This is a genomic window from Lysinibacillus sp. FN11 (assembly GCF_024628845.1).
GTDB lineage: Bacteria > Bacillota > Bacilli > Bacillales_A > Planococcaceae > Lysinibacillus > Lysinibacillus capsici.
Genome location: NZ_CP102383.1, coordinates 1,020,040 through 1,044,908, shown reverse-complemented (window position 1 = coordinate 1,044,908; position 24,869 = coordinate 1,020,040). Strand labels below are relative to the sequence as shown.

Genomic DNA, 24,869 nt, shown 5'->3' with positions numbered 1-24,869 from the left:
CGACGCTTTCTTATGCTAAGAAATATACGTTTCAAAATTTGCCCGTTTTTGAATACAGGCTGCAGCACGTTCGCGATCATTTTCACTTTGGAAGCTAATGACTAGAATACCGAAAACATCTTCTCTTGATTCAACAATGCGTAGATTTGTAATACTAATTGCTTCATCTGCTAAAAAGCCCGTCACTTCAGAAATAACACCTGGATAGTCAGGAACATCAACATATAGGTCAAATGGTGTATACATAGCCCCTGCACTAATCGGTAATTCATCTCTCAGTTCTTTGGCAACAGCAAAATAGTTTTCAATTTCCTGTGAAGAACCCTCCATCAGCAGTTCCTTAATGCGCGTCATTTCTTTTTCCCAACCATCTAATTGCGTGAGGAGCTCCTCGCGATTTTGCAGCGTAATATCTCGCCATAAGATGGGATTCGAAGAGGCGATTCGTGTCACATCACGAAACCCTCCTGCTGCAAGAGAACGTGTCATCGGGTATTCCCCATTTTCGCCACCTAATTGATGGACAAGTGATGCCGCAATAACATGTGGAAAATGACTCACCACCGCTGTCATATGATCATGCTCACTGGCAGATACACTGACTACTTTTGCATGGGTAAATTTCAGCAAACTTTCAAGCTGTGCCATATGAACAATTTCTTCCCCAGCAAGTGGCGTAAGCATGTAATATGCGTTTTCAAAAAGATGGGCCTTAGCAGCCAGCACACCACTTTTATGAGACCCCGCCATTGGATGTCCACCAATAAACGTTATGCCAAGTTCCCGTAATTCGCTGGCTTTTTGCATAATTAATTTCTTTGTACTCCCTGTATCTGTTACGATAACTTTATTTTTCAATGGCCATGATTTTAATTGCTCCATCCAATCCAGTGTTGCATTAACGGGCGTACCGAAGATAATAACATCAATCTCAGCCGCAACAGCCTGTGGATCTGGAACAATATCATGCACAATATTTAATGTTTTCGCATGCTCACGTGTTTGTGCGTCCATGTCATAGCCAATAATTTTTGTTTCAGGTGCTTTTTGCAAAGCAAGGGCAATAGAACCACCGATCAATCCCAGCCCTATAACGAGTACTTTGCGTGTCATGCAAATACCCCTTGTTGTTTTAACACTTCATCAAGTTGGCTAAGCAAAGCTGCATTTTGAGCCTCTGTTCCAATTGTCACACGGATAAATCCTGGTAATCCTAATGCATTACCACTGCGCACAATAAAGCCTCTTTTCATCAGCTCTTGGAAAACAACATCACTATCAGCATGGGTATCAAAGAAAATAAAGTTTGTATCAGATGGGAAGTATTTTAAATTATGCTTTTCACAAAATTCTACATATTGTTTTTTGCCTTTTTCATTGGCTTCACGGCATGCTTCAATATAATCTTGGTCACTAAGCGCAATGACAGCAACAGCTTGACTTAAGATTGTATTATTGAATGGTGCACGCACAGGATCGAGCTTAGCAATAACATCAGGTTGGCCAATTGCATAGCCAACGCGGAACGAGGCTAAGCCATATGCTTTAGAGAATGTACGCAGTAAAAGAACATTCGGATATTCGTCAATGATTGGTAACGTACCCTTGTGGTCTGGATGTGTAACATATTCAATGTATGCCTCATCAAGTACGACAAGGACATCGCTTGGAACCTTTGCAAGAAAGGCACGCAATGCAGCATCAGGAATGACAACTCCTGTAGGATTATTTGGACTACATACCCAAACAATAGAAGTTTGGTCATCAATTGCAGCCAACATCGCCTCTAAATCATGTGCTCCCTCTTGACAAGGAACTTTACGTACTTCAGCACCTTCAATTTCTGCATTGTGCCAGTATTGAGAGAAGGAAGGGTCGGCCATAACCGTGTTTACCCCTGGATACAACAGAGCACGAGTAATAATCGCAATGATGTCATCAGAGCCGTTACCAAAAAGAAGCTGTGTCTCTTTCACACCTAGATGATTTGCCACAGCAGTACGTAGGTTTTGTGCATAGCCATCTGGATAAAGTGCATGATTCACTGCATTATTTTGTAAATAAGCTGTTACCTTAGGTGAGCACCCGAATGGATTTTCATTCGATGCCAATTTAATAACTTCCTTTAAGCCATATTCACGTTGTACTTCTTCAATTGGTTTACCTGGCTTATATGCTTGCATACCGTCCAATTGTTGTTTCCACTTCATCTAAAACATCTCCTCTACTTATTTAGCCTGAGCCAAATCTGGTCTTAATTTCACTGCATCATTGAGATACAAGTGCTTTACATCTTTTTGTGCTACCTCTATGTTTGCATGTATTAATACACGAATGCATAACGGTAGCGCTTCTGGCACATCCATTTCATGTGTACACATTACAGGGACATATTGCCAGCCATCCATCAAGCGTACTGCACGAGCAGGAAATGCTGAGGTAATATCTGGCGTTGTTGAAATAAGGATTGATGCGATATCATCAATGTCCACATTATTTGCTGCCACAACCTCACGCACTAATCTTGCTGTCTCATCCCATACAAGCTCTGGCTTGTCAGATTCAATTGTTATTGCTCCTCTAAGTCCACGAATCATACAAGCACCTCCGCTAATAACTGTCTATATTCAGCATCTATTTCTTGACATTCTTCTATATCAATAGCTTTGACAAAAGGATTTCCAATTTTCCCCAAAAGAACAAACTGTAAAATGCCATATTCCGCTTTTTTATCTTTCATTAGGTAGCTAGATAATTGTTCAAATGAATAATCACCCACAGCCTCAAAAGGATAGCCGTTTTTTATCGCAAACTGTAAAAAGGATTGGGTGAACGTTCGATCAAGTTCTCCATATCGTTCACTCAATAGAAGACAATAGACGAGTCCAATCATAACCGCCTCACCATGAGCCACTTTGCCATAACCCGCAGCTGCTTCTATGGCATGTCCGTATGTATGGCCTAGGTTTAAAAATTTTCGAACGGATTGCTCTGTTTCGTCCTCAGCAACAATTTGTGCTTTCACTTCAATTCCTTTTTTTAGTTGCTTTGCTAGTTCATTTTGATTAAAATGGATCACCGAATCTCCTGTCATTAATTCCTCCAGCCAGTTCGGGTCAGAAATCATGGCATGCTTAATTAACTCTGCTGTTCCTGAACGTACCTCACGCTCTGATAAACTTTCTAAAAGAGCTGTATCATATATCACGCCTTCTGGCTGATAAAATGCGCCAATCATATTTTTTCCTAGTGGATGATTAATGGCAGTTTTTCCACCAACTGCGGAATCATGCGCTAGAATAGTCGTTGGAATTTGAATAAACGGAATCCCTCGCATATAGGTTGCCGCAACAAAACCTGTTAAATCGCCAACTGCTCCTCCTCCAAAAGCAAAAATGAAGGATTTTCGGGAGCATTTTTGCTCTAATAAAAATGTTTGAGCAGCGTTGTATTGATCAAAGGTTTTGCACGCTTCTCCACCTGGCAAAATAAAGGCCTCAAAATGGTACGGGAAATTTGCTTTGAAATACTCTCCCTGTGCTGCCCAAACATTGACATCTGTAAACACAAAGAGCTTATCCGCTTTTTGAAGTTTATCAGCAAATGCCTCCACAGCTTCAGCTAGAAATTGATGCCCAAGAACAACTTCATATTGATGCGATTTTGTTGCTACTGGTACACGCATAACTTAGAACCCCTTTGTATATTGACGATGCTCGTCAATTTGAGCTTGTAATTGTGGTAGTTGATCACTATGGAATTGCTCTAAAATTGCATTCGCTATTTCCCAGGCAATAACATGTTCTGCAACTACAGACGCTGCTGGTACTGCACAGCTATCAGAGCGCTCAACACTCGCTTTAAACGGCTCTTTTGTTTCAATATCTACACTTTGTAATGGTTTATATAAAGTAGGAATTGGCTTCATCACACCACGTACAACAATTGGCATACCTGTTGACATACCGCCTTCTAAGCCACCAAGTCGATTGGTTGCACGAGTATAACCTTCTTCTTCAGACCAGATGATTTCATCGTGTACTTCAGAACCTTTTCGACGTGCCATTTCAAAGCCAAGTCCAAATTCTACTCCTTTAAATGCATTAATGGATAGCATAGCAGCAGCAAGTTTCGCATCCAACTTGCGATCATAATGTACATAAGACCCTACACCTGCTGGCATGCCTTCTACAATGACTTCTACAACACCACCGATCGAATCGCCGGCTTTTTTCGCTTCATCAATTGCCTCAACCATTTTCGCAGAGGCGATTGGATCTACACAGTAGCAAGGATCTGCTTCGACAATTGCACGAATTTCTTCCGTTGTTTTTCCTTCTATTAAAGATGTATCGGCTTTAATTCCCACTATCTCTGTAACATGCGCAACCATGGAAATGCCTAGTTCATTAAGTAACGCCTTTGCTACGGACCCAACTGCTACACGAACAGTTGTTTCACGCGCAGAGGAGCGCTCTAATACATTCCTTAAATCTCGGTGACCATATTTCATGCCTCCGACTAAATCTGCATGACCTGGTCGAGGACGTGAGATTTGACGCTTGATATCTTCAGGATTGATATCATCAGCTAGTGGCTCTGCTCCCATAATTTTAGTCCAGTGCTTCCAGTCATCATTTGTGACAACGAGTGCAACAGGAGATCCAAGTGTCTGACCATGACGAACACCAGCTACAATCTCCACTGTATCTGTTTCGATTTGCATGCGGCGCCCACGTCCATGACCTCCTTGGCGACGTTTTAAATCGTGATTAATTTTTTCTGCTGTAATGGGTAAGAGTGACGGTAAACCCTCAATAATTGTCGTTAATTGAGGTCCGTGTGACTCACCTGCTGTTAAGTAACGCATAAACACTTTCTCCCTTCAACTCGCTAAAGTATGTATTTTTCACTATAACATATATTCTTTAAAAAAACAGTCCTTTTACGAATGTCTTTTAAGTAGTTACCATTTTCATAGATCTAAATGTGAATATTCTGAATGAAAGTTATAAAAAACACCTAGCTAAATTTTATAAAAAATACGCCTTTGCTTATGATAAGCGAAAAGCGTATGAATTATCTATGTTTAATGCTTGGTCAACTTTATGTACAATTGTGTCATTTGTACAAGGCTTTTCATCCATATTATTAATTATTTTTACGATAGAAGAATGTGTCTTCTACATCAAATTCATAACGTGCTGGATTAAAAATTTGCTCTGTCGATCCAACAAATAAAACGCCATCCTTACGCAGTGCTTTACTAAAATTATTATAAATTTGATCTTTCGCTTCTTCTGTAAAATAAATCATGACATTGCGACAAACAATTAAATCATAATTGCTGTCATAAGAGTCATTCAATAAATTATGTTTCTTAAAGGTTACACAACGCTTAATCTCATCCTTCACGCGATAGAAGGAGCCTTCTTGTTCAAAATACTTTGCTTTAATATCACTTGGCACCTCTGCTAAAGAGCGTTCAGGGTAGACACCTAACTTCGCCTTTTGTATTACATTCTCATCTAAATCAGTGGCAATAATTTGAATTTGAGATAAAGGCACCAATTGAGATAATACCATTACTAATGAATATGGTTCTTCTCCTGTCGAACAAGCAGCACTCCAAATTTTTAAACGCTTATTAGTTTGTAAAAGTTTCGGAAATATTTTCTTTTGTAATACTTCCCAGCGCTTTCCGTTGCGATAAAATTCAGAAACATTGATCGTCATACGATCTAAGAATTCATTCATTAAATCTCGATCTTGTTCGAGTGCCTTTAGAAAGTCTACAAAATTACGATAGCCCTTTTTCTCATAAAGAGAGGTTAATCGTCTTTTCATTTGCGCTTCTTTATATAACGCTAAATCTATTCCTGTTTTGCGCTTAATACCTTCTATAAACTGTTCATAATCAGACATATGGTCATCTTCCCCTCTAGCGTCGTATTACCATTATAGCGGAAAAGTCCCAATCCTGAAATAGTCTTTCTCATGCATACAAATCTACTTGCTTGCGTTTTGTTTTTCCTCTAAAAGTAATACTTTCGACTGTTCTAATTCAAGTCTCATTTTTTCTGTTTCAATCGTATAAGTTTCTAACCTAAGCTTTTCTAATTCTACTTCTTTTTCAACAGCTTTCAGTTTTATTTTTTGTTGTCTAGTATGAGCGTCTGTAAAAATTCCAGCTAGAGAAATAATAACGCCTCCAATTATCGCTACAATGGCAATTGACAATCCGTTCACTTCCTTTCGTTATTACGATTATACGGCAAAATGGAAAAAATAGTTTCATTTTTCAGGAATTTATTCCAATAAAAAATGAAGGTAGATTTTCACCACCCTCATTCTATCCATTATCGTTAGACTTGTATGCTATACTCTTTTAAATCTTCTCGTAATTTAGCCTTTAAGAATTTACCTACAGACGTTTTTGGTACTTCGTCAATGAAGATAATATCATCAGGAACCCATGTTTTATGGAATTGGTGCTGTAGACTCTCTAGTAACTCTTCTTTAGTAATCGAATCCTTAAACTCTGGCTTTGCTACGACACAAGCTAATGGTCGCTCCAACCACTTTTCATGTGGAATGGCAATAACAGCCGCCTCAAAGACCTTTGGATGTGACATTAATGCATTTTCAAGCTCTACTGAAGAAATCCATTCGCCACCACTCTTAATTAAATCCTTTGTACGGTCAGTGATTTTTATATAGCCATCTGTTGTCATCACAGCAATATCGCCTGTATAGAGCCAGCCGTCTTTAAAGGCCTCTTCCGTTCGTTCATCCTGATAATACTCGTTGGCAATCCATGGACCTCTAATCGTAAGCTCTCCCATCGTTTTGCCATCCCAAGGTACTTCACCATTTTCATTGACAATCCTTGTATCAATAAGAGGCATTGTCATACCTTGTGTAATCCGAACATTCATTTTTTCATCAGCCGTATAGTCCTGCATATGTGTTAAATACGTGGATAGGCTTACAAGTGGTGAGGTTTCTGTCATACCGTAACCTGTCATGTACGGGATATTAAGTTCTCGCTCAAAGCCTCGAACAAGACCAATTGGTGAAGCAGAACCTCCACAAACAATTAATCGCATAGACGATAGGTCACGAGGATTTTGACGCTGCTCCTGTAGAACGCCTAGCCATATAGTCGGTACCCCTGCTGTCAATGTAACTTTATATACATCAAATAATTCAAGCAATAGCTGTGGTGTAAACATAGGTCCCGGTAAGACCTGTGTAGAACCAAATGCGACACTGGCAAATGGTAATCCCCATGCATTCGCATGGAACATTGGTACAACAGGTAACACCACATCCGACTCACAAATCGCAATACTGTCAGCGAGACCAGCTGTTAAACTATGAAGTACAATACTGCGATGTGTATAGACTACTCCCTTTGGCATGCCCGTCGTTGCACTTGTATAGCACATGCCTGCGGGTGTATTTTCATCTAGATCTTCTGGGAATGTGAAATGTTCATCTGCCTCCGTAAGTAGCGATTCATAGGAAAGAGCATTTGGAATCGGTAAAGTTTCTACTGCAACAGCATCACCCATAATAATAAAATGCTTTACCGTTTTCAGCTGAGATACGATCGGTGCAATTAATGGCACCAGATTATCATCTATTAATAATATTTCATCCTCGGCATGATTGATGACATAGGCAATATGCTCGGGGGATAATCGAATATTAATCATATGCAATACTGCTCCTGCACATGGTACAGCAAAATAGGCTTCCAAATGGCGATGGTGGTTCCAAGCAAATGTGCCAACCTTCATTCCTTGCTCCATTCCTAGTTTCGTCAAAGCATCAGCTAATCGGCGAGTCCGTTTCACATATTCTTTATACGTAAATTCGTGAATAGTAGTGGCACTTGTTCGAGAATAGATTTTCTTTGAGTGAAAAAATCGTTCTGCGCGATTCAAAAAACTTGTTAATAATAAAGGTGTATCCATCATATGCATGATACCGCTTCCCTTCATCTACGATTTTAGAAACAATCAAAACAAAAACTATTTGAACTAGATTTTGACGCTACCTCGGTTGCATTCGAATGGCACCATCTAGTCGAATGACCTCTCCATTTAATAAGCCATTGTGGATAATACTTTCAACCAAAAGAGCATATTCCGAAGGTTTACCAAGTCGTTTAGGGAATGGTGTCATTTGAGCAAGAGCTGTTCGTGCAGGCTCAGGTAACGAAGCAAACATTGGTGTTTCAATTAATCCTGGCGCTATGGTCATCACTCGGACACCGATTTCCGCAAGCTCTCTTGCAATGGGCAACGTCATTGCTGCTACGCCCCCTTTTGACGCGCTATAAGCAGCTTGTCCGATTTGCCCATCAAATGCTGCCACAGACGCGGTATTAATAATGACACCACGCTGTCCATCTTCATTTGGCTCATTATGTTGCATTTTATCTGCCACTAGACGGATGACATTAAACGTGCCAACTAAATTAACAGCAATCACTTTTTCAAATAACCCAAGGGCATGTATACCACCCTTCGAAATAACTTTACTCGCATCTGCTATACCAGCACAGTTCACTGCGACATTGATCTTGCCAAAAGCTGAAATAGCCTGCTCAAGGCCCGTCGCCACGTCTTCTTCCTTTGTGACGTCCACTCGTGCATAAAGGACATTTTGACCTAATTCCTCCACTAGAGCTTGTCCACGCTCATCATTGACATCAAAAATAATTGCTTTGCCACCCTGCCCTACCAATTTCCGAACGGTTGCCTCTCCTAAACCAGAGGCACCCCCTGTTACGACTGCCACCACTTCATGTTCTTTCATCAGACATATCCCCTTTTACATTTTTTCAATGATCGTGGCATTGGCCATTCCCATTCCCTCACAAATCGCCAACAAGCCGTAACGATAATTCTCTCGCTCCATTCGATAGAGCATGGTCGTTAACAATTTCGTACCTGTTGCCCCTAATGGATGTCCCAGTGCAATGGCTCCACCATCAGGATTGAGCTTCTGTGGGTCTCCTCCTATTTCATGCAGCCATACGAGCGGTACAGGTGCAAAAGCTTCATTTACCTCATATGTGTCGATATCCTCAATGTTGAGACCTGACCGTTTTAATGCTTTTTTAGTAGCTTCGATTGGCCCAGTTAGCATTAATGTCGGATCAGAGCCCACGACCACTCTTGTCACAATTTTAGCGAGTGGTTGAATGCCTAGTTCTCTCGCTTTATCCAAAGCCATCACAACTACAGCTGAGGCCCCATCACTCATTTGGCTCGCATTGCCCGCAGTAATCGCACCATTCTCTTGAAAGACGGTTTTTAATCCATTTAAAATATCAACGGTAGTTTCTGCACGAGGACCCTCATCTACCGCAAATGTTGTCACTGAGCCATCCTCTTGTGGAACTTGAATGGGTAGTATTTCAGCTTGGAAATGACCCGCTCTAATGGCGGAAATCGCCCGTTGATGGCTTTGATAAGCATAGCTATTTAGCTGTTCTTTCGATAAAGACCATTGGGAAGCGATTTTCTCTGCTGATAATCCTTGATGGATAATATCATAATTTTCCTGTAAGCGGTTACTAGCATGGGCATGTTGCATGTTTGAGCCCATTGGTACTCTTGACATACTTTCTACCCCACCAGCAATGACAATGTCCATATCCCCCGCTAAAATTGCCTGTGCTGCGAAGTGCACCGCTTGTTGGCTTGAACCACACTGACGATCAATGGTTACTCCTGGCACACTCTCTGGGAAACCAGCCATTAATAAAGAGGTCCTCGCAATATTTGCGCCTTGTTCAGCTGTTTGCGTCACACACCCCAAAATGACATCGTCTACTTGTTCCTTACCAATGCCTGCACGCTTTACAACCTCCTGTAATACATCAGCTGCTAAATCATCTGCTCGAACTTGACTTAATGCGCCCTTACTTCTACCTACAGCAGTTCTCACAGCTGCTACAATCACCACTTCTCTCATGTCCATTACCCCTTTTCCTCGTCATCCTCATAGTTTATTGACGAGTCTACTCAACTATTCCTAACTTAATTATCAGAATATTACATTATTTATTGTACATGAGTAAGAAGTTTTTAACAATTCTATATGTATCTAGTAAGAAATTATTCGTCAGAATGATCCCTCTCCTTTTTTGCGCAATAAAAAAGCAATCTCAAAAAATGAGATTGCTTGATCTATTCGACATTAAACTAAATCTTCACCGAAGAATAAGCCGATTTCGCGCTCTGCAGAAGCAAGAGAGTCAGAACCGTGGATGATGTTGTGAGAAACAGTTGTTGCGTAGTCACCACGGATTGTACCTGGGTTACTACCAAGAAAATAGTCTTTAACTATTGTCTCTGAAATCACTAATATCATGGGTTCTCTGAAATAAACGAAAAAAACTAAATTAGAACCGAGCTTTTACCTTCTATTAATTAGTAACTATACATTACTTTTAGCCATGTTAGCAAGTAGAAGTGGAAAAATCCCCCCTATAATAAAGTCATCTATTTGCAAGTAAACTTTTAGACTCTTTACATTTTTATAAAGGCAGTACCATACCATCCTGTATATTTTTCATTGCTCTATTTTAAAATCCAATGTCATACTCTAATTTAGGTTTCCACTTTGCTCTACTTATGGTCTCCGCAAGTCTATACATTAGTTTTAAAAAATCTGCTCTTTGCTGTGGATTTTTACCTGTTCGCATAATAATCGTTTCTTTTAGCGGATGATTGCTTTCAATTAGATACTCATTACGCTTATACAATCGTTGTAAAAGAGGGTCTTCAGGTAGTCTAGCAAACTTCCCATTAGCTTCACCTCTATTGCAATCCTGACAGCTTAGAACTAGATTCCAAACACAATTTAAGTCTAAATCATGTGTACTGTTGAACTGTGTTGATAGCGGTACGAAATGGTCTATGTCACAAGTATTCAATTGGTTACTTTCAATTGAAATCGGTTTGTAGCAATAGAAGCATTTTCCCTTTTGATATCCGTTTAATGGCTTTCTAGCAGAAGTTAGATTTATTCTTTCATGAGACAACATGAACTGCTGTGGTGTCATAGGCTTTATAAAGAAAAACTGCTCAAGGTCTGTATCAAACTGAACTTCTAGTTTTGGATTTCGTTCAGTCCATGCGTTTTCAACTAAGTTCCATCTACCTTCAATTTCATTTAATATATTTATTTTTTGGGCGCTTCCGTTCAACAAAAATATACTATCAGTCAACGTAATTCCTAAAGTCTTTCCTTGTATGGACTTCTCATAAAAATTTTTATCAAGTTCACCATTAGGAATGTTATGAAAGGCATCTATCACATTGTTAAACCCTACTTTTTCAGTAACTTCAAGTAATTGTTCCCACGTAATTTGGTTTTGATGAAATAAATTCAAGGCACTAATAAACTTAGATGACTGACTTGTTATTTGTCGTTTCCCGTCCCTAATATGCTCTAACATGTACTTTGCAAATATAGGGGATAATTCTTCTAAACTCACAAAACTTTTATTACTCTCACCTAATTCAAGTAATGTTTTAGCAAACGCAAATTTATAAGTTGCAACATTTCTACCAAATAAGTATATCGAGCGAAAATTCGATTCCAAAGTATTATCATTGTCTAAGTAATTATTCATCTAAACACTCCATTGAAAATAGGTTACTTATCCTCTACATCAATTAAATAAATCGCCTTTTCAAATCCTCCACGTTTAGCCTTCTTCTGTCCTCTAATCGCTTCCAGTTCATCATAACTTACACCTAATGCATTAATAGCTGTATGTACTAATTCTAAAATATCTGCTAATTCTTCAATACTTTCTTGTACATTATCTGTTCCATGAAACTCTTTAGCTTCCTCGATCATTTTTGATTTTACTTCTACTAGAAGCTCCTGTGGTTCTAAAATTCTTGCATTATACTTTAATCCATCCGCTTCAATAATCTCTAAAATCTTATCTCGTACTAACTTATTATATACAGGCATTGTCATTCTCCTTTATAGTGGAATACACATTCTTCTCATTATACTAAATTACAAACTAATTCATAGCTCTTTTCAGAAGTTAACCATAGAAAAAGGCGCTTACTTGAACCTTTTAATAAGCACCTTTTTTATTAATCTACAAAAAAAAATATCACTACTAAAGTTTTAATTAGTCCCATAAGCATCCTTTAGATAACTAGCAATGTTTTCAAAATCAGGATAAATTACCGATTCATCCATGCTAAGATCACGTAACCATTTTTTTATTATTTTTTTCTTGCCAGAGGGTATAATATATTTCGTAATTACCTTATTAAAGCTGATATGTTTTTTTAAAGATTGTTTAAACTCATCATCTAGCAAGTTTAAAATATTATCTACATTTGATTGATAACCCTCGCCAGCGACACGATACATATCATTTCCATTACCATTATTAAATAAACCATTTACTATGAAAGCTCCTTGTTGCCTAATTATTCTATTATTATTTAATACAGGTTTAACAAAGCAGGCATCTAATAAATCTATTGGATTAATTTCCTTTAATACTATTTGTGTTTGCTTTTGAATTTCATGACTCAATTTCTTCACTATGGATTTTTCATTAAATTGAATTATTATAAGATTCATTTCTTCTAATAAATTTTTCAGAAAAGCTTTCTCGTTATTTTTTTGATTTAGGAAAAGAATTTACAATTAGTTTAATACTTGCTTCTATAGTATCTTGAAGTAAATTCTGTTTATCAGAATAACTTAAAGTTGATAGAGCTGATAACATTTCCACTGTATCACTATCAAAATACTTCAACTCATTCTTATAAAGATTATAAATTATCAATTCTCCGTCAATTTCAAAATTCCGTTCAACAGCAAAAAATAATGCTACCATCACGCTTGATGTAACGTCTAGTAATCTAGTTGGAAGAGAATAATGTTGCATACTGGTTAATTTTTCTAAATAACTTTTGGAATTAACCATTTCTGTTGAACATCTTACTTGTATCTCATGAAACATTATATGCTCATTTTCAATAAATCCTTGATTCCTGAATACGCTTGGAATAGACAAATAGTTAGAATCAGTATGCCCTCGGAAAAATAGCAGTGATTCATCCCTATTCTTATTATTTAATGACCTATTAATAGCAACTCGATAATACTCTAAAAATTTTTCTAATATCGGGGTAATCGTTTGATAATTATTGTATTTATATTTAAAGGGAAATTTTAAATAACCCTCCATTATACTAATATTAGTTAATAATTCCTCAAACAATTTCTCGTTAGTTCTTGAATCGTTATAATTGTTTACTTTATTTACATTTTCAATAATCTCATGTATTTTTCTAGTCTCTTCGATAAATATTAATTTGTATTTGAAAACATTATGAATATATAACTTCCCAGAATATATCGTGATCCTAAATATTATATAATTCAACAATTCTGTCATAGAATCACTAATTAATTTTTTATTTATATCAGCTCTTACTTTTTCTTGAGAAAGTATCGCAGTTAATCTACTCTCTTCTTCAATATAAATTTCTCTAGTATCTCTTAATTCATTTAATTTTTCCGTTAAATCATTTATTTGAGAATGATGTAATTCAATTTTCATTTGTAAATCATCTATTTGTGAAAGAATATCATTGAGTTCTGAATTTAAACTTTCAATTTCTTTATATCTTTCCTCAAGTCGTTCAACTTCATTTTTTCTGTATAATCTGTCTTTTCTTTTTTCAATTTCTTGATGTACATCTTCCAAGAAAAATCTTCTAAAATTATTTTCATTTAACTCTTTGTGCATATTTTCTAATTTTTGGGTAATATTCTGGCAATCAAAATCTAGGTTTACTAACTTTCTTTTGATTGAAATAAGTTTCTCTTCATTAATACTTGTTTGACTCTTCGTATATTTATTTTTCAAATCTTTATATTTATCAATAAAACTAAGCAACATATTTTTATTATATGCATCACTATCTCTATACTTTCTAATCAATTCTTCTTTTATTATATTTTTTATCTCTATTGATTCAGAAGAAATAAAATCATCCACACAAATATATCCATTTTTATATAATAAGATCTCTATTTCATTGCAGATCTTACTTACATCTTTCTCACTATTAACGTAAAATCTATTCATTACAATATACCTCAATCCTATTATTATAGCACAATAAATCTTCCTAATAATTTTCAAATAACCAATAATTATACTTCCAATTATAACAACTTAAAATGATTCTTCAAATAGTTATATATCTAATGACATACAAAAAGAGAAGCATATTAATTTCACTTCTCTTTTTGTATTATTACAAGATGAACACATTCTTCTTATGCCACTTAAAATACTTCTTATTTTCCTCATAGCGATTTACAAACATTTTTGGGTGAATACCATATTTCACATAATCCACTTCATTAATTCGCTTTGAGATATGAATCTTACCTGTACCATCAAATGCAATATAGCCTTTGTCATATAACGCGTCGTGGTTACAACATAGCAACAAACCATTATAAGCATCTAATCTTTCTTCATGTATGCTATCTTTCCACGGCTTTGAATGACTTGCTCTAAGCATTGCAGGTAAATCAATACCACATAATGCACATTGATGATTCCATAAAGGAGCTAACGCTTCTTTAAATTTCTGCTGACCTTTACGAATTTTTACTTTTGCTTCTGCTTCTGTCTCAGCTAGGATTGGTACAAGTTTATTACTTTTTCTACTTACAACAGAACCAATTGCAAACTCTAATTGCTCCTGATTTTCTTCATAAATATTTAAATCACTAGTCAATTCTAATAACTTAATTGCGAGTGTTTCATTACATGGGTATAAATAACCCTGATTTCCCTTTCCATCTTGCTGGAAAGGAGAATACTTTAAAGGTAGAAGCGGTAAAATCACATCAAAATTTGCTTTTATATTTAGCGGAATGTCTAACTCATGATATTTTAAGTCTACTAAATAACCTGCATCTTCCCATTGTAAATAACTTTGCATTTCTCCTGGTTTTGAAGCTTCATAATAATTTGACTGTGCGATACTAATAGCAACTAAGTCTCCACGTACATAATGAAATATACAATCCCCTTTTAATATTTCTTTCATTCGATCCCATGAGTGTGGTACTTTACCAGATTTATCTTTTTGCGGTGACCAAATAATGCCCGCTTCTTTCTCTTCTAAATAGGTGCGCCCTTGCATTACAATATAATAATTCATCTAATTATCCTTCCGGTTTGTTCTGCACTATTTTAAGTTAATCTTATTAAAGCTTACAGGAGTTGTACTGCTACCAAGTATTAGAAGAAACTTTATGGATTTAATACTATTAATAAGTCCATCATTGCTCTATATGTATACAAGGTAAAATTAGTTTAAAATTTCGCTTACAGTTAAGTATATATTTCCAGTTTGAGAAGCATGGCGTCTCTTTCTTACCATTAACGTTTTAAGATCTATTTGATTTTCTAATACCGCTAAGAGATCCCTTCCATCCATTAATAATATAGAGCTTCTTCCAGAAGAATATATCTTTACTGCCTCCTCCGAAAAACCATTTATAGATAGAAACAAACCTAATGTATTATCTAATTTTCTTCCAATCTTCCCTGAAAAAGCATCCAAATCTGATGCATTTACATAATAACTTTGCCATTTTGCTTCAAATAAATAATCTGTACCCTCCAGCGTAAATGCACCATCAATTTGCTCACCAATGTTTCTAAAGGAGGCCTTAGGATCAAGGTCGAACAATGCAAAGATGTCATAAAGTATTTTCTCTAACTCAAAACCTCTCTTTTGATATTCTTTTGAAATAACTAACTTTGAATATCTGCTTTTAATTTCATCTAACTGTGTTATTATTGCTTTTTTCTCTCTAATCTTCGCATGATTTATAATTCGATTATTTACAATCTCTTTTTCTTTCTTTAACTTTTTATCATGTTCTTCAATCAAGTTCTTTAGATCTGATACAGCTATTCTTGCCTTATCTGCTTTTTTCTTACCATCTTCAAGTTGTTCTAGATGTCTAAAATTATCCATATTAGATACTTCATAAAGTAATTTCCTAATCGATCCTAAATGCTTCTCTTGGTCAACCATAAGCTCATCTATAATATCAGAAACTGTTTGTCTTTTAGGATTATTCTCCCAATTCACCATATGTACAATAGATCTCTCAGATATACAATTTGCAAGAAAACTTTTTAGATCACTTTTAAACCAATAGATGTTACAAAGTGCTTCTTTTAAAGCCTGAATAGCTAAAACTGATACTTTAATTTCCATATAAAGAACTCCTTCAAACTTTTTTTGCTATAAACGCTAATTCTCATTATTCTTCTTAACTATATTATAACTTTAATCCAATATAATGCCATTTTATTAATTTAATACATTGCTCCATATGTTGGTACATATCATTTTATCAAAACCCCTATTATATTTTTACATGTATATCACACGACATATCATACTTGAAAAACACCTCTACTGAGAGGATTTATTAGCACATTCACACGTAGCTAACTATTTAACCTGATCGTGTAGATAGTAGACCTTCAATTTAAAGAAACCCCATTATATTATAAATGAGGTTTCACTTTTCTTACTTTTTGTTGAAATGCTTGATTTACATTATATGTTTTTGTGTTTTATATAAGGTTAATCAAAAATTACAAGACCTCATATTTTTGTTCTACACGATACAATCATTTTATTTAAAAGTGTGTCCATAGTATTCCTGTAATTCTTTAATTCGTTGTGTGTACAATCTATCAAAGTATAAAGCATAATATTTTTCATCATATGTATAATCTTGTCTTTTGTTATAATATTTTACTTCTCTCGTATTTGAATCGTAGATTTCCTTAACAGATTTGTCTAATTCAATTACTTTTATTTTTTCACTTAGAAAATTGTCTTCTCTCTTTTGTGCTTCACTCACAACATAATCATGTCTATTTTTATGAAACTTATTTTCATTTTCTTCTATAAATACTTGCGTGTCTTTTTTGAATTGCTCAATAACACCCATATTGTATTTTTCTAAATAATGTATAATTTTCTTCTTTCGCGCTTTTAAAATAATTGCGTATGTCTTATACCAATAACTTAGGCCAATAATATTCTCATTTTCATCTGTGATTAGCGCTAACCCTTTTTTCCATTCATCGCGATATTCCCGAGATCTTGATGAATTGTAAAATGTATTTAAATACCAATCGCTTACATTATAGCGTTCCATCAACTCTCTTTGAAGTGTTAGTATTTTCTTAACTGTACTTTCATGCAAATTGATTGTTTTATCATCTTCTTCAACATATCCTTTTGGTACAGAGTAATATTCGATTAGATTAGCTTTCTGCATTCTTTTCAATGTACCTGCTAATTGACTTTGTAAAGTTTTTAATTGATATATAAAATCGTTTAATATTCTATCTTCACCTTCACTAATAATGTTGTTTTCCTTTAATTCTTGTAAACATTGTTCTTTAAAATGTTGATTGTATTTAGCAGGTAATAATTCATATATCTTTAAAGATATTAATCCAAAATCAAAGCACCATTTACTCAAAGTTTGCGCTGTTTCTTCTACTAACCCTTGTTCTAAAACAGAAACAACCATAATATCCATGTTCTTTATGTATGGATTGCTCCATGCACCATTGCTTATTCTTCCATCTTCTTTTGGTGTAGGTTCATCTTTCTCGCCACTAAGCTCATAAACATAACCACGACCTTTTGCTGGTTTTACACTCTCAACTGTATCGTAATATCTTTTCATTTCATTAATTAAGGATATTTCAATATCCTTGTTTGTGAATTTTCCATATTTCAAAAAATGTCTCTTGCAATCCTCCGACCCGAATAATTCTACTGCTTCCTTTTTCGCTAAAACTAATTTTACCATTTCTCCATTCTCCTTTAACCATTAAGGTAAAGATAATTACGCATAATATAATTATTATTTTATTATTGGTGAATACCTTTACCTTAATTAACATACGTACTTTTTATCACCATCCTTTAACAAGCAAAAACCGCTTGTTAAAGCCTCGCCGAAAAAGTACCAAAACGGCGTAATTAAAATTGGTGTTTGGTGTTTGGTGTTTGGTGTTTGGTGTTTGGTGTTTGGTGTTTGGTGTTTGGTGTTTGGTGTTTGGTGTTTGGTGTTTTTAGCATGTAATCAATATCTTGATTACTATATTATTATATCACTTTTTTATACTTTATTCCAACTTAGTATGCTACATACATTATAAATTGAGAGTAAAATACCTTAATATAAAGTAATAAAAAAACCGCTTTATTAGCAGTTTTTTCAATAACCTTTATTATTCATTTTTTCTAAAATGAATTTCCCCTTTATTGATAAAATTACAATTTTATTTACTAACTGGCGAAGGAAATGCATCGACTGTAAGAAGCATCTGGGACATTAAATTATACATTGACCCTTTAAAGAACATTTATGTACGTACTTATAGGATAATTAACCAAATAGCATATACACAATATATAGACCCATTATTCATTTATTAAGTAGTCTTCACATTATTTCTCAATATTAAATTTTATTTATATCATTCTGTCCAAACTCATCTTCTAAATATGGTGACTTATAATCTTCCACGAATAACTGTGTCTTCTCTTCAATCCAATTAATTACAGGAGTGCAATTTTCATTTGAACCGATGTACATGTAATAATCAAAACCAAAATGAACAAATAATTTTGTGTCAGAGACTAATTTACACCATATAATATCCCGAAGAATTAGTCTACTAACTAAAGTCAAGTCCAGACTCCTGTGTAAAATGCTATACAATGTTTTTACCATTTCTACTTATCAAAATTGATGTATTTTCTTGAAGAATAAATCCATTCATCATGTAGGTCCATAAGAACGGCTCCAATTAAGCGATTGGCTGATGTTTGATTGGGGAAGATGCGAATAATCTTTTCTCTTCTGCGTACTTCTTGATTCAGTCGTTCAATTAGATTGGTACTCTTTAGTCGATTGTGGGAATTTCCTTGTACGGTATATTGAAAGGCGTCTTCGAATCCATCATCCAATGATGCGCAAGCTTTTGAATATTTTGGTTGATCGATATAATCATGAATCAATCGATTTTTAGCCTCACGCGCTAAGTTAATATCTGTGAACTTAAAAATTCCTTTAACAGCTTCTCTGAAAGATTTTGAATTTTTTTAGGAATGGTGGTAAAGATATTTCTTAGGAAGTGAACTTGGCATCTTTGCCAACTTACGTTGGTGAAGGATTTTCTAATGGCAGAGACTAATCCTTTGTGCGCATCAGAAATAACGAGTTCCGTACCTTGTAAACCGCGTTCTTTTAGGTATTCAAAAAATGTTGTCCAGGTCTCTTCGCTTTCGCCACTTTGAATCATGAAGCCGATAATTTCACGGTCGCCATCTTTGGTTATTCCAATCGCTATATGACAGCTTTTTGAGAGTACTCGATTTTCTTCTCGTACTTTTATATAGAGTACATCGGTCATTAAGTAAGGATAATTTTTTTCTGATAATAAACGATTCTGCCACTCGTTAACCATAGGTTCTAGCTGTTCTGTTAAGCTAGAAACGAAGGACTTAGAGACGGATTTACCACAAAGTTCTTCCACAATTTTTGATACTTTACGAGTTGAAACGCCTGATACATACATTTCCAACATTGAAGCCATGAGGGCTTTTTCGTTTCGTTGATAACGTTCAAACACTGTGGGTGAAAAATGGCCATCACGTGTTCTGGGTACTTTTAATTCTAGCGTGCCTACACGTGTCGTAAAGCTGCGCTCATAATAGCCATTTCGTTGACTTTGTCGGTTTTCTGTTCGTTCATATTCTTTTGCTTGAATATATTCTGTTCGTTGATTTTCCATTAGTTGATTAAATACCGTTGTTAAAATATTTTTAGAAACGTCATCCTTTACAGAATATTCAATAATGCTTTGAATCTCTTCGCTTTTCAGTGTAAAATGTACTTGGGTCATGTAAAAGTCCTCCTGGGTATGTTTTTGTCGTTAAAAACATTGTACCGTAAAAGGACTGTTATATGGCCTTTTTACTTTTACACAATTATACGGACTTTATCCTAACTAAACGCACTTTATTATTTGAAAGTTTCATCCCTTCATTTAGGGATTCTACAATTTCATATATATAATCATTTCTTTGTATATAAGGAAATCGATTATAATATATTTCTGGATTATCTAGAAAGGAAATATCGTTTTTTTCTAAGTCTTCCACTTTTAGATGCGATAAACTTAAGTACTCCATAAATTTTGATATTACATTTACGTACATACTCTCTACAGCTAAATACTCTCTAAAAGTTACAGATTTATAGAGATCAGAAAATGATGTCCATTCGTTATTTGAATAGTCACCACACCTGTTTCTAAAATTAGGATTATACTTTGTAATTCTCCATGTATATTTAATAATACTCAATCTCCCATCAAAGTTAATAAAGGGTCATACGTACCTAATCTCGTTTTTTTACTTCGTAAATCATCAGGAGTCCTAGCCATCTTCCAAACACCCCCTATATGAGAATCTAGATCATGTACAATGAAAAACCTCCCATCAGTATATACAAATTGCCCTTTTACCTTCTCATTAGTTCTTGTAAACCCTAAGTATTTTGCTAAATCATTTATTTCCTGATTTCTTAGAGATTGTGTAGTTTCTTTAACTTGAGGTTGTAATATAGTAGTGAATAGCAACTTGTTAAAAAGAAATTTTAACCTTGTAATTTTAATTAAGAAAACATCTAAAATTTTTGAAATTTTAATTATGCTATTTAGCACTTTATTAATTGGTTGATGATACATTTGCTTTTTAATTCTCTCCCTTCAAGCAAAAAAAATCTTCATTTTATAATTTTCTTCGTCTAGTGATACAATTTAATTGGTTCATATTTTATAGCATCTAAAGCCAACCTTAATAGTACAAATAATTTCATACAATCTTCTTTAGTTACACTTTCATAATCATGACTTCCATGCATGATGCTATTCCTGTTTAATCTCCGCTCTTTCTCTGTAGGATCAGGATTAAATAATATAGGATACGCCATAGCAATAGTAAATCTGGTTGAATCATCAAGATTTAAAGTCTGAATTGGATGATATTTGTCTTGAATTTTCCTTAATTTCCCTCCCAATGCTTTTACAAATATTTTATCGAAATTATTATATTCCTCAACTTTTCCCTTAATCCATCTTGTGAATAAATTATCAAAAGATGCAAAAAGAGGAAATAAAACTAAACTATAATTCTGGCACTTATAGAGTCTTACTGCTTCGTCAAGAATACTCTTTTGACCACTAAAAATAGCTGAATTTATAATTGGTTCTATGTACGTATCAAAATTTTCATTAATGTATTTGATGACAAATTTCTCATCAAATACAAACTTTTCATTAATACTGTATAAATCTAATAAATTTAATAAGATTTCTTCATCTATAAACCATAAATTATCTATACCTGAACCAATCAAATTGCACATATTTTCAATATATGTTTTTTCAAGCCCTTCTATTTTATCTAATTCTAATTGAGTTTTAATTAAAGCATTAGATATTTCAGATAAATTATCCCTCAACAGTTTTAAATTACTGTTATCAACCTCTGAGATCATGTTAGTTAACGAAGAGATATCAATCATCATTTCATTAACAAATTCCCTAAAGGAGCTTTGAAATTCCAACAGTTCATTTAGTTCATATTGCTTGAATAGTTTTTTATTACGTTCCTTCCCCATCTTATTCACACCTCAATTCTCTCAAATATAAGATTAATTTTATTTAAATTATAAAAAATATCTAAACAACTTACAATAAAATACCATCTATAAAATGGTAAAGATTCATTTATTCTAACTTTTTGTTATTTTCACTCCCTTAAAGGGCTGTGACTAAGATTACACATTGTAAAATAAAAGAAGCATCAAATACAAGAAAATGTACTTTGACGCTTTAATCTTGCTAACTATGTGTAGGGGCGGATGTGCTACCGTGTCTTTTGATATATAAATCAACGTATTTGGTCATTAATAACCCCGTACTACTCACACGCATAAAATATCTCTATTAACATTACTTATTCAATATCGCACGTGACGTATTTTTCATACATTTGCGTGGCTGACAGACTCTTTTTTCAGCTTACAGATGAGCTTAAACTTTGTTTATTTGAAAAGCACAGAGTATCATATCGCTTTATAATTAAATTGAATTACAGCTAGATTATAAAAGTTATTACTTAGAAACTCTAACTAGTTCGTTGGACGCTTCATTATAGAGTTTTATAGCTATAACAAAGTTTTCTAAGGATTCACCAACTAGTTCTGATTTACCATTTAAGATACCATCCTCGAACAGCTTTGCACCTTTACTATATTCTTCTAGTGAGCCTAACATTAGTGAATGATAGGTTTTAAACGCATCTGGAGGTGTAGTTTCTACTACAATCAAATGAACCTTGTTCATTACATCCACTAATTCACTAACAGTAGTTCTAAATTTACTGTCGTTGATAATTTGTGGGTTTTCATTAATACTCTTACTCATATTAGTTATTGTTTCTTCATTAACAAGAATAGATTCTGTTACTTCTTTCATAAAATCTATATAACTTAATGTATAATCGACACTATTATAATCTATAGCTGTTTGTGTTATTGTATCAATGGTTTCAGTATTCGCCTTATCTTCTCTTTCACCTTCTGGCACAACCGTATAATCATTTTCTTTCTCGGCAACCTCGATAATATTACTATCTTCATCAATAGTCGCACCTTCACACCCTGTTAATGTCGCACCTAGTAATAATAGAACTCCTAATTTTTTTAACATTATTCCCCTCCTGTAATTTTCATTATTGAAAACCCTATGACCCGCTTCAATTAAGACAAACACTCATATAGCTGTATATGTACCATCAATCTTCTTTCTCGCCATCTTTTTTCTTAGGCTTGGTTACACCCACAACTTGATTCGTTTGGGCAAACTCTAGTGCCTGTAAAATACCAAGTATATAACGCTTTCCTTCTTCATCTAACCTTTTAAAGCTGGACTCTAGTTGCTTGTATTGGTCTTCGTTTTCCATGAAACCCCTCCCATTCATCACGCCTTATGAGAGTATTATATAATTACATAGAGAGTAATTCAACTTCATTTTATTTATATTTACTTTCAATGTGAGTGAATATATGATATTTTGAATACTAACGAGGTGATATCTATTGTCTATTACTATCAATCAACGTGTTAAACAAGTACGAACTGAACTGAATTTATCGCAAGCCAAATTTGCTAAAGCTATTTCAATATCCAATAGTCATATAGCAGGCATTGAATTAGAGCATCGAAAGGTAAATGACCGCATCATCAGATTGATTTGTATCACTTTCAATGTGAATGAAAATTGGCTAAACACTGGTGAAGGTGAGATGTTTAAAAGCCCTGCTGATACTAAATTTGAAATGGCTATGACAATTTTCAAAGAGTTAAATCCTGAGTATCAAGAATTTGTGTTAAAACAAATTGATGAGCTACTGAAAATCCAAAATAATAGGAAAAATAAATAAACCAAGGAATAGGGCTATCATTAGTAGCCCTATTTTTCATCTCATTTAGACACATATATAAGTAGTTTTAGAAGCGGGCTTTGTAAACATAAACTTTTAGCTATCATTGGCTTGTATACGACTTTTAACTAAATCTGAGAAGAAGTATCGGTTATAAAAAATCACGTAAATTTTTTGCTACTGTATCAACATCTAACCCTAAATACCTTGTAGTTGTCGATAAATCAGAATGTGCTAAAGCATGAGATACTAAGTTTATATCCGCTCCACGTTTCACCAAATTCTGGGCATACAATCTTCTAATAGAGTGAGGGTTAATGTTCTTTAAATTCCACTTTTTACTGTACACCCATAAATTTTTTGCAATTAAATTGGACGGTGAAACTGTATTTGAAATTGGTATGCCTATGTTTGAAAGAAAAATATAATCATTCTTTTCTCTATGCTCCTTCCTGACATCATCGTTTATTGAAATCAATTCTCTTAATAAAGTACACATTTCATCATCTAAAGGGAGAATCAATGGTCTATGCGATTTCATTATCTCTCCTTGTAATTTCAAAAGCATATTTTCAAAATCAATATTCTGTTCTCTCAACGCTCCCAATGTTTTAATTCGAATACCTGTTTTGTATAAAAGTAAAATTCCTATACTATCACGTAATCCCGAATACGTTGATTTATCCAAAAGTGATAACAAAAGTGCCAGTTCTCTTTCCGTAGTAGCTTCCTTAACGCTTGTATTTACTTTTATTTTGATGTTTGTCCAAAACTTTGAGTTATACCAACCATTATCGTGACACTTGCTTAAAACGGCTTTAATTTGCTTTAAACGACCATGTAGAGATGTGTCCTTTGCATTTTTGAAACTTGATAAATATTGATAAATTTTTTCATTGTTGATTTCATGGAGATATTCAACTTTAGTAACTTCAACAAATCGCTTAAAATTATAGTTGTAACTATCAATTGTCCTTGGTCTTAATCCGTTTAGTCGCCATTGTTTATTTAAAATTTGTATGGCGTGTTTAATGGCAATATTTCTGTTGTCCAATTCATCATAAGTATCCATTTTAACTATTGAGTTATTGATTTTTGTCACCATTTCTTTCTTTGGTTCTTTTTCAGTTTTGATAGTCAATAAGCTTAAATCAATGTTTGTGTTAACTTTATTGAATGATTTTGACAAATAAAAAACCCCCTAACAT

The 24,869-nt window shown here is 34.5% G+C and carries 23 protein-coding genes and 2 pseudogenes; 1 reads left to right on the top strand and 24 read right to left on the bottom strand.

The window, feature by feature from the left end; genetic code table 11:
* Positions 1 to 15: 15 nt before the first annotated feature.
* From NP781_RS05330 to NP781_RS05220, 23 genes and pseudogenes are all read right to left on the bottom strand, one after another.
* Positions 16 to 1,113 (bottom strand): prephenate dehydrogenase, encoded by a 1,098-nt coding sequence (locus tag NP781_RS05330; protein WP_257521651.1) that lies wholly within the window; start codon positions 1,111 to 1,113, stop codon positions 16 to 18.
* Complete coding sequence (gene hisC / locus NP781_RS05325) at positions 1,110 to 2,210, bottom strand: histidinol-phosphate transaminase (protein WP_257521650.1); 1,101 nt, start codon at positions 2,208 to 2,210, stop codon at positions 1,110 to 1,112. The genes NP781_RS05330 and hisC overlap by 4 nt, the downstream gene beginning before the upstream one ends.
* Positions 2,211 to 2,228: 18 nt before the next feature.
* Positions 2,229 to 2,597, bottom strand: a complete 369-nt coding sequence (gene aroH, locus NP781_RS05320; protein WP_202341471.1) for a chorismate mutase — start codon at positions 2,595 to 2,597, stop codon at positions 2,229 to 2,231.
* Positions 2,594 to 3,685, bottom strand: coding sequence for a 3-dehydroquinate synthase (aroB, locus tag NP781_RS05315; RefSeq protein ID WP_257521649.1), 1,092 nt, complete (start codon positions 3,683 to 3,685; stop codon positions 2,594 to 2,596). Before aroB ends, aroH begins: the two co-directional genes overlap by 4 nt.
* A gap of 3 nt (positions 3,686 to 3,688) precedes the next feature.
* Positions 3,689 to 4,870 carry a chorismate synthase gene (gene aroC, locus NP781_RS05310; protein WP_257521648.1) on the bottom strand — a complete coding sequence of 394 codons (1,182 nt, stop codon included), beginning with the start codon at positions 4,868 to 4,870 and terminating at the stop codon, positions 3,689 to 3,691.
* A 281-nt stretch (positions 4,871 to 5,151) separates the two neighbouring features.
* The gene (locus NP781_RS05305; protein ID WP_004232643.1) at positions 5,152 to 5,925 is read right to left on the bottom strand and encodes a CheR family methyltransferase; all 774 of its coding nucleotides are present in this window, start codon (positions 5,923 to 5,925) and stop codon (positions 5,152 to 5,154) included.
* An 84-nt stretch (positions 5,926 to 6,009) separates the two neighbouring features.
* Positions 6,010 to 6,240: a hypothetical protein gene (locus NP781_RS05300; protein WP_004232641.1), complete on the bottom strand. Its 231-nt coding sequence runs from the start codon at positions 6,238 to 6,240 to the stop codon at positions 6,010 to 6,012.
* A gap of 125 nt (positions 6,241 to 6,365) precedes the next feature.
* Entirely contained in the window at positions 6,366 to 7,991 is a 1,626-nt protein-coding gene (locus NP781_RS05295; protein ID WP_257521647.1) for a long-chain fatty acid--CoA ligase, read from the bottom strand.
* A 70-nt stretch (positions 7,992 to 8,061) separates the two neighbouring features.
* Positions 8,062 to 8,829 carry a 3-hydroxyacyl-CoA dehydrogenase gene (locus tag NP781_RS05290; protein WP_257521646.1) on the bottom strand — a complete coding sequence of 256 codons (768 nt, stop codon included), beginning with the start codon at positions 8,827 to 8,829 and terminating at the stop codon, positions 8,062 to 8,064.
* Between the two features lie 15 nt (positions 8,830 to 8,844).
* Complete coding sequence (locus NP781_RS05285; RefSeq protein WP_257521645.1) at positions 8,845 to 9,993, bottom strand: thiolase family protein; 1,149 nt, start codon at positions 9,991 to 9,993, stop codon at positions 8,845 to 8,847.
* A 225-nt stretch (positions 9,994 to 10,218) separates the two neighbouring features.
* Positions 10,219 to 10,341: pseudogene (locus NP781_RS25595) on the bottom strand (nucleoside-diphosphate kinase); the annotation flags it as partial.
* Between the two features lie 265 nt (positions 10,342 to 10,606).
* Positions 10,607 to 11,659 carry an HNH endonuclease domain-containing protein gene (locus tag NP781_RS05275; RefSeq protein WP_257521644.1) on the bottom strand — a complete coding sequence of 351 codons (1,053 nt, stop codon included), beginning with the start codon at positions 11,657 to 11,659 and terminating at the stop codon, positions 10,607 to 10,609.
* Between the two features lie 23 nt (positions 11,660 to 11,682).
* Entirely contained in the window at positions 11,683 to 12,009 is a 327-nt protein-coding gene (locus NP781_RS05270; protein WP_257521643.1) for a nucleoside triphosphate pyrophosphohydrolase, read from the bottom strand.
* A 165-nt stretch (positions 12,010 to 12,174) separates the two neighbouring features.
* The gene (locus NP781_RS05265) at positions 12,175 to 12,603 is read right to left on the bottom strand and encodes a hypothetical protein (protein WP_257521642.1); all 429 of its coding nucleotides are present in this window, start codon (positions 12,601 to 12,603) and stop codon (positions 12,175 to 12,177) included.
* A gap of 73 nt (positions 12,604 to 12,676) precedes the next feature.
* Positions 12,677 to 14,161, bottom strand: coding sequence for an FRG domain-containing protein (locus NP781_RS05260; RefSeq protein ID WP_257521641.1), 1,485 nt, complete (start codon positions 14,159 to 14,161; stop codon positions 12,677 to 12,679).
* A 172-nt stretch (positions 14,162 to 14,333) separates the two neighbouring features.
* The gene (locus NP781_RS05255; RefSeq protein WP_257521640.1) at positions 14,334 to 15,254 is read right to left on the bottom strand and encodes an HNH endonuclease; all 921 of its coding nucleotides are present in this window, start codon (positions 15,252 to 15,254) and stop codon (positions 14,334 to 14,336) included.
* A gap of 150 nt (positions 15,255 to 15,404) precedes the next feature.
* On the bottom strand, positions 15,405 to 16,325 hold the full coding sequence (locus tag NP781_RS05250) for a rhoptry family protein (RefSeq protein WP_257521639.1): 921 nt from the start codon (positions 16,323 to 16,325) through the stop codon (positions 15,405 to 15,407).
* 427 nt (positions 16,326 to 16,752) lie between these two features.
* Positions 16,753 to 17,949 (bottom strand): hypothetical protein, encoded by a 1,197-nt coding sequence (locus NP781_RS05245; RefSeq protein WP_257521638.1) that lies wholly within the window; start codon positions 17,947 to 17,949, stop codon positions 16,753 to 16,755.
* A 932-nt stretch (positions 17,950 to 18,881) separates the two neighbouring features.
* Positions 18,882 to 20,053, bottom strand: a pseudogene (locus tag NP781_RS05240) (IS256-like element IS256 family transposase).
* Positions 20,054 to 20,512: 459 nt separating this feature from the next.
* Complete coding sequence (locus NP781_RS05235; protein ID WP_257521637.1) at positions 20,513 to 20,899, bottom strand: toxin C-terminal domain-containing protein; 387 nt, start codon at positions 20,897 to 20,899, stop codon at positions 20,513 to 20,515.
* A 59-nt stretch (positions 20,900 to 20,958) separates the two neighbouring features.
* On the bottom strand, positions 20,959 to 21,834 hold the full coding sequence (locus tag NP781_RS05230) for a hypothetical protein (RefSeq protein ID WP_257521636.1): 876 nt from the start codon (positions 21,832 to 21,834) through the stop codon (positions 20,959 to 20,961).
* Between the two features lie 496 nt (positions 21,835 to 22,330).
* Positions 22,331 to 22,927: a hypothetical protein gene (locus NP781_RS05225; protein WP_257521635.1), complete on the bottom strand. Its 597-nt coding sequence runs from the start codon at positions 22,925 to 22,927 to the stop codon at positions 22,331 to 22,333.
* 85 nt (positions 22,928 to 23,012) lie between these two features.
* Entirely contained in the window at positions 23,013 to 23,180 is a 168-nt protein-coding gene (locus NP781_RS05220) for a hypothetical protein (protein WP_257521634.1), read from the bottom strand.
* 136 nt (positions 23,181 to 23,316) lie between these two features.
* On the opposite strand from NP781_RS05220, the gene NP781_RS05215 reads away from it, so the two are divergent.
* Positions 23,317 to 23,661 carry a helix-turn-helix transcriptional regulator gene (locus tag NP781_RS05215; protein ID WP_257521633.1) on the top strand — a complete coding sequence of 115 codons (345 nt, stop codon included), beginning with the start codon at positions 23,317 to 23,319 and terminating at the stop codon, positions 23,659 to 23,661.
* A gap of 151 nt (positions 23,662 to 23,812) precedes the next feature.
* On the opposite strand, the gene NP781_RS05210 is transcribed toward NP781_RS05215, so the two are convergent.
* A complete protein-coding gene (locus NP781_RS05210) occupies positions 23,813 to 24,850 on the bottom strand; it encodes a tyrosine-type recombinase/integrase (protein ID WP_257521632.1) in 1,038 nt (345 codons plus the stop codon).
* Between the last annotated feature and the right edge of the window lie 19 nt (positions 24,851 to 24,869).

Bases quoted from the DNA above. Each gene is read 5' to 3' on its own strand.
- NP781_RS05255 (WP_257521640.1), bottom strand. From the start codon at position 15,254: ATGAATTATTATATTGTAATGCAAGGGCGCACCTATTTAGAAGAGAAA.
- NP781_RS05290 (WP_257521646.1), bottom strand. From the start codon at position 8,829: ATGAAAGAACATGAAGTGGTGGCAGTCGTAACAGGGGGTGCCTCTGGT.
- NP781_RS05220 (WP_257521634.1), bottom strand. From the start codon at position 23,180: ATGGAAAACGAAGACCAATACAAGCAACTAGAGTCCAGCTTTAAAAGG.
- NP781_RS05275 (WP_257521644.1), bottom strand. From the start codon at position 11,659: ATGAATAATTACTTAGACAATGATAATACTTTGGAATCGAATTTTCGC.
- NP781_RS05270 (WP_257521643.1), bottom strand. From the start codon at position 12,009: ATGCCTGTATATAATAAGTTAGTACGAGATAAGATTTTAGAGATTATT.
- hisC (WP_257521650.1), bottom strand. From the start codon at position 2,210: ATGAAGTGGAAACAACAATTGGACGGTATGCAAGCATATAAGCCAGGT.
- NP781_RS05295 (WP_257521647.1), bottom strand. From the start codon at position 7,991: ATGCATATGATGGATACACCTTTATTATTAACAAGTTTTTTGAATCGC.
- NP781_RS05260 (WP_257521641.1), bottom strand. From the start codon at position 14,161: ATGAATAGATTTTACGTTAATAGTGAGAAAGATGTAAGTAAGATCTGC.
- aroC (WP_257521648.1), bottom strand. From the start codon at position 4,870: ATGCGTTACTTAACAGCAGGTGAGTCACACGGACCTCAATTAACGACA.
- NP781_RS05330 (WP_257521651.1), bottom strand. From the start codon at position 1,113: ATGACACGCAAAGTACTCGTTATAGGGCTGGGATTGATCGGTGGTTCT.
- aroH (WP_202341471.1), bottom strand. From the start codon at position 2,597: ATGATTCGTGGACTTAGAGGAGCAATAACAATTGAATCTGACAAGCCA.
- NP781_RS05225 (WP_257521635.1), bottom strand. From the start codon at position 22,927: ATGTTAAAAAAATTAGGAGTTCTATTATTACTAGGTGCGACATTAACA.
- NP781_RS05230 (WP_257521636.1), bottom strand. From the start codon at position 21,834: ATGGGGAAGGAACGTAATAAAAAACTATTCAAGCAATATGAACTAAAT.
- NP781_RS05245 (WP_257521638.1), bottom strand. From the start codon at position 17,949: ATGGTAAAATTAGTTTTAGCGAAAAAGGAAGCAGTAGAATTATTCGGG.
- NP781_RS05235 (WP_257521637.1), bottom strand. From the start codon at position 20,899: ATGTATCATCAACCAATTAATAAAGTGCTAAATAGCATAATTAAAATT.
- aroB (WP_257521649.1), bottom strand. From the start codon at position 3,685: ATGCGTGTACCAGTAGCAACAAAATCGCATCAATATGAAGTTGTTCTT.
- NP781_RS05285 (WP_257521645.1), bottom strand. From the start codon at position 9,993: ATGAGAGAAGTGGTGATTGTAGCAGCTGTGAGAACTGCTGTAGGTAGA.
- NP781_RS05305 (WP_004232643.1), bottom strand. From the start codon at position 5,925: ATGTCTGATTATGAACAGTTTATAGAAGGTATTAAGCGCAAAACAGGA.
- NP781_RS05250 (WP_257521639.1), bottom strand. From the start codon at position 16,325: ATGGAAATTAAAGTATCAGTTTTAGCTATTCAGGCTTTAAAAGAAGCA.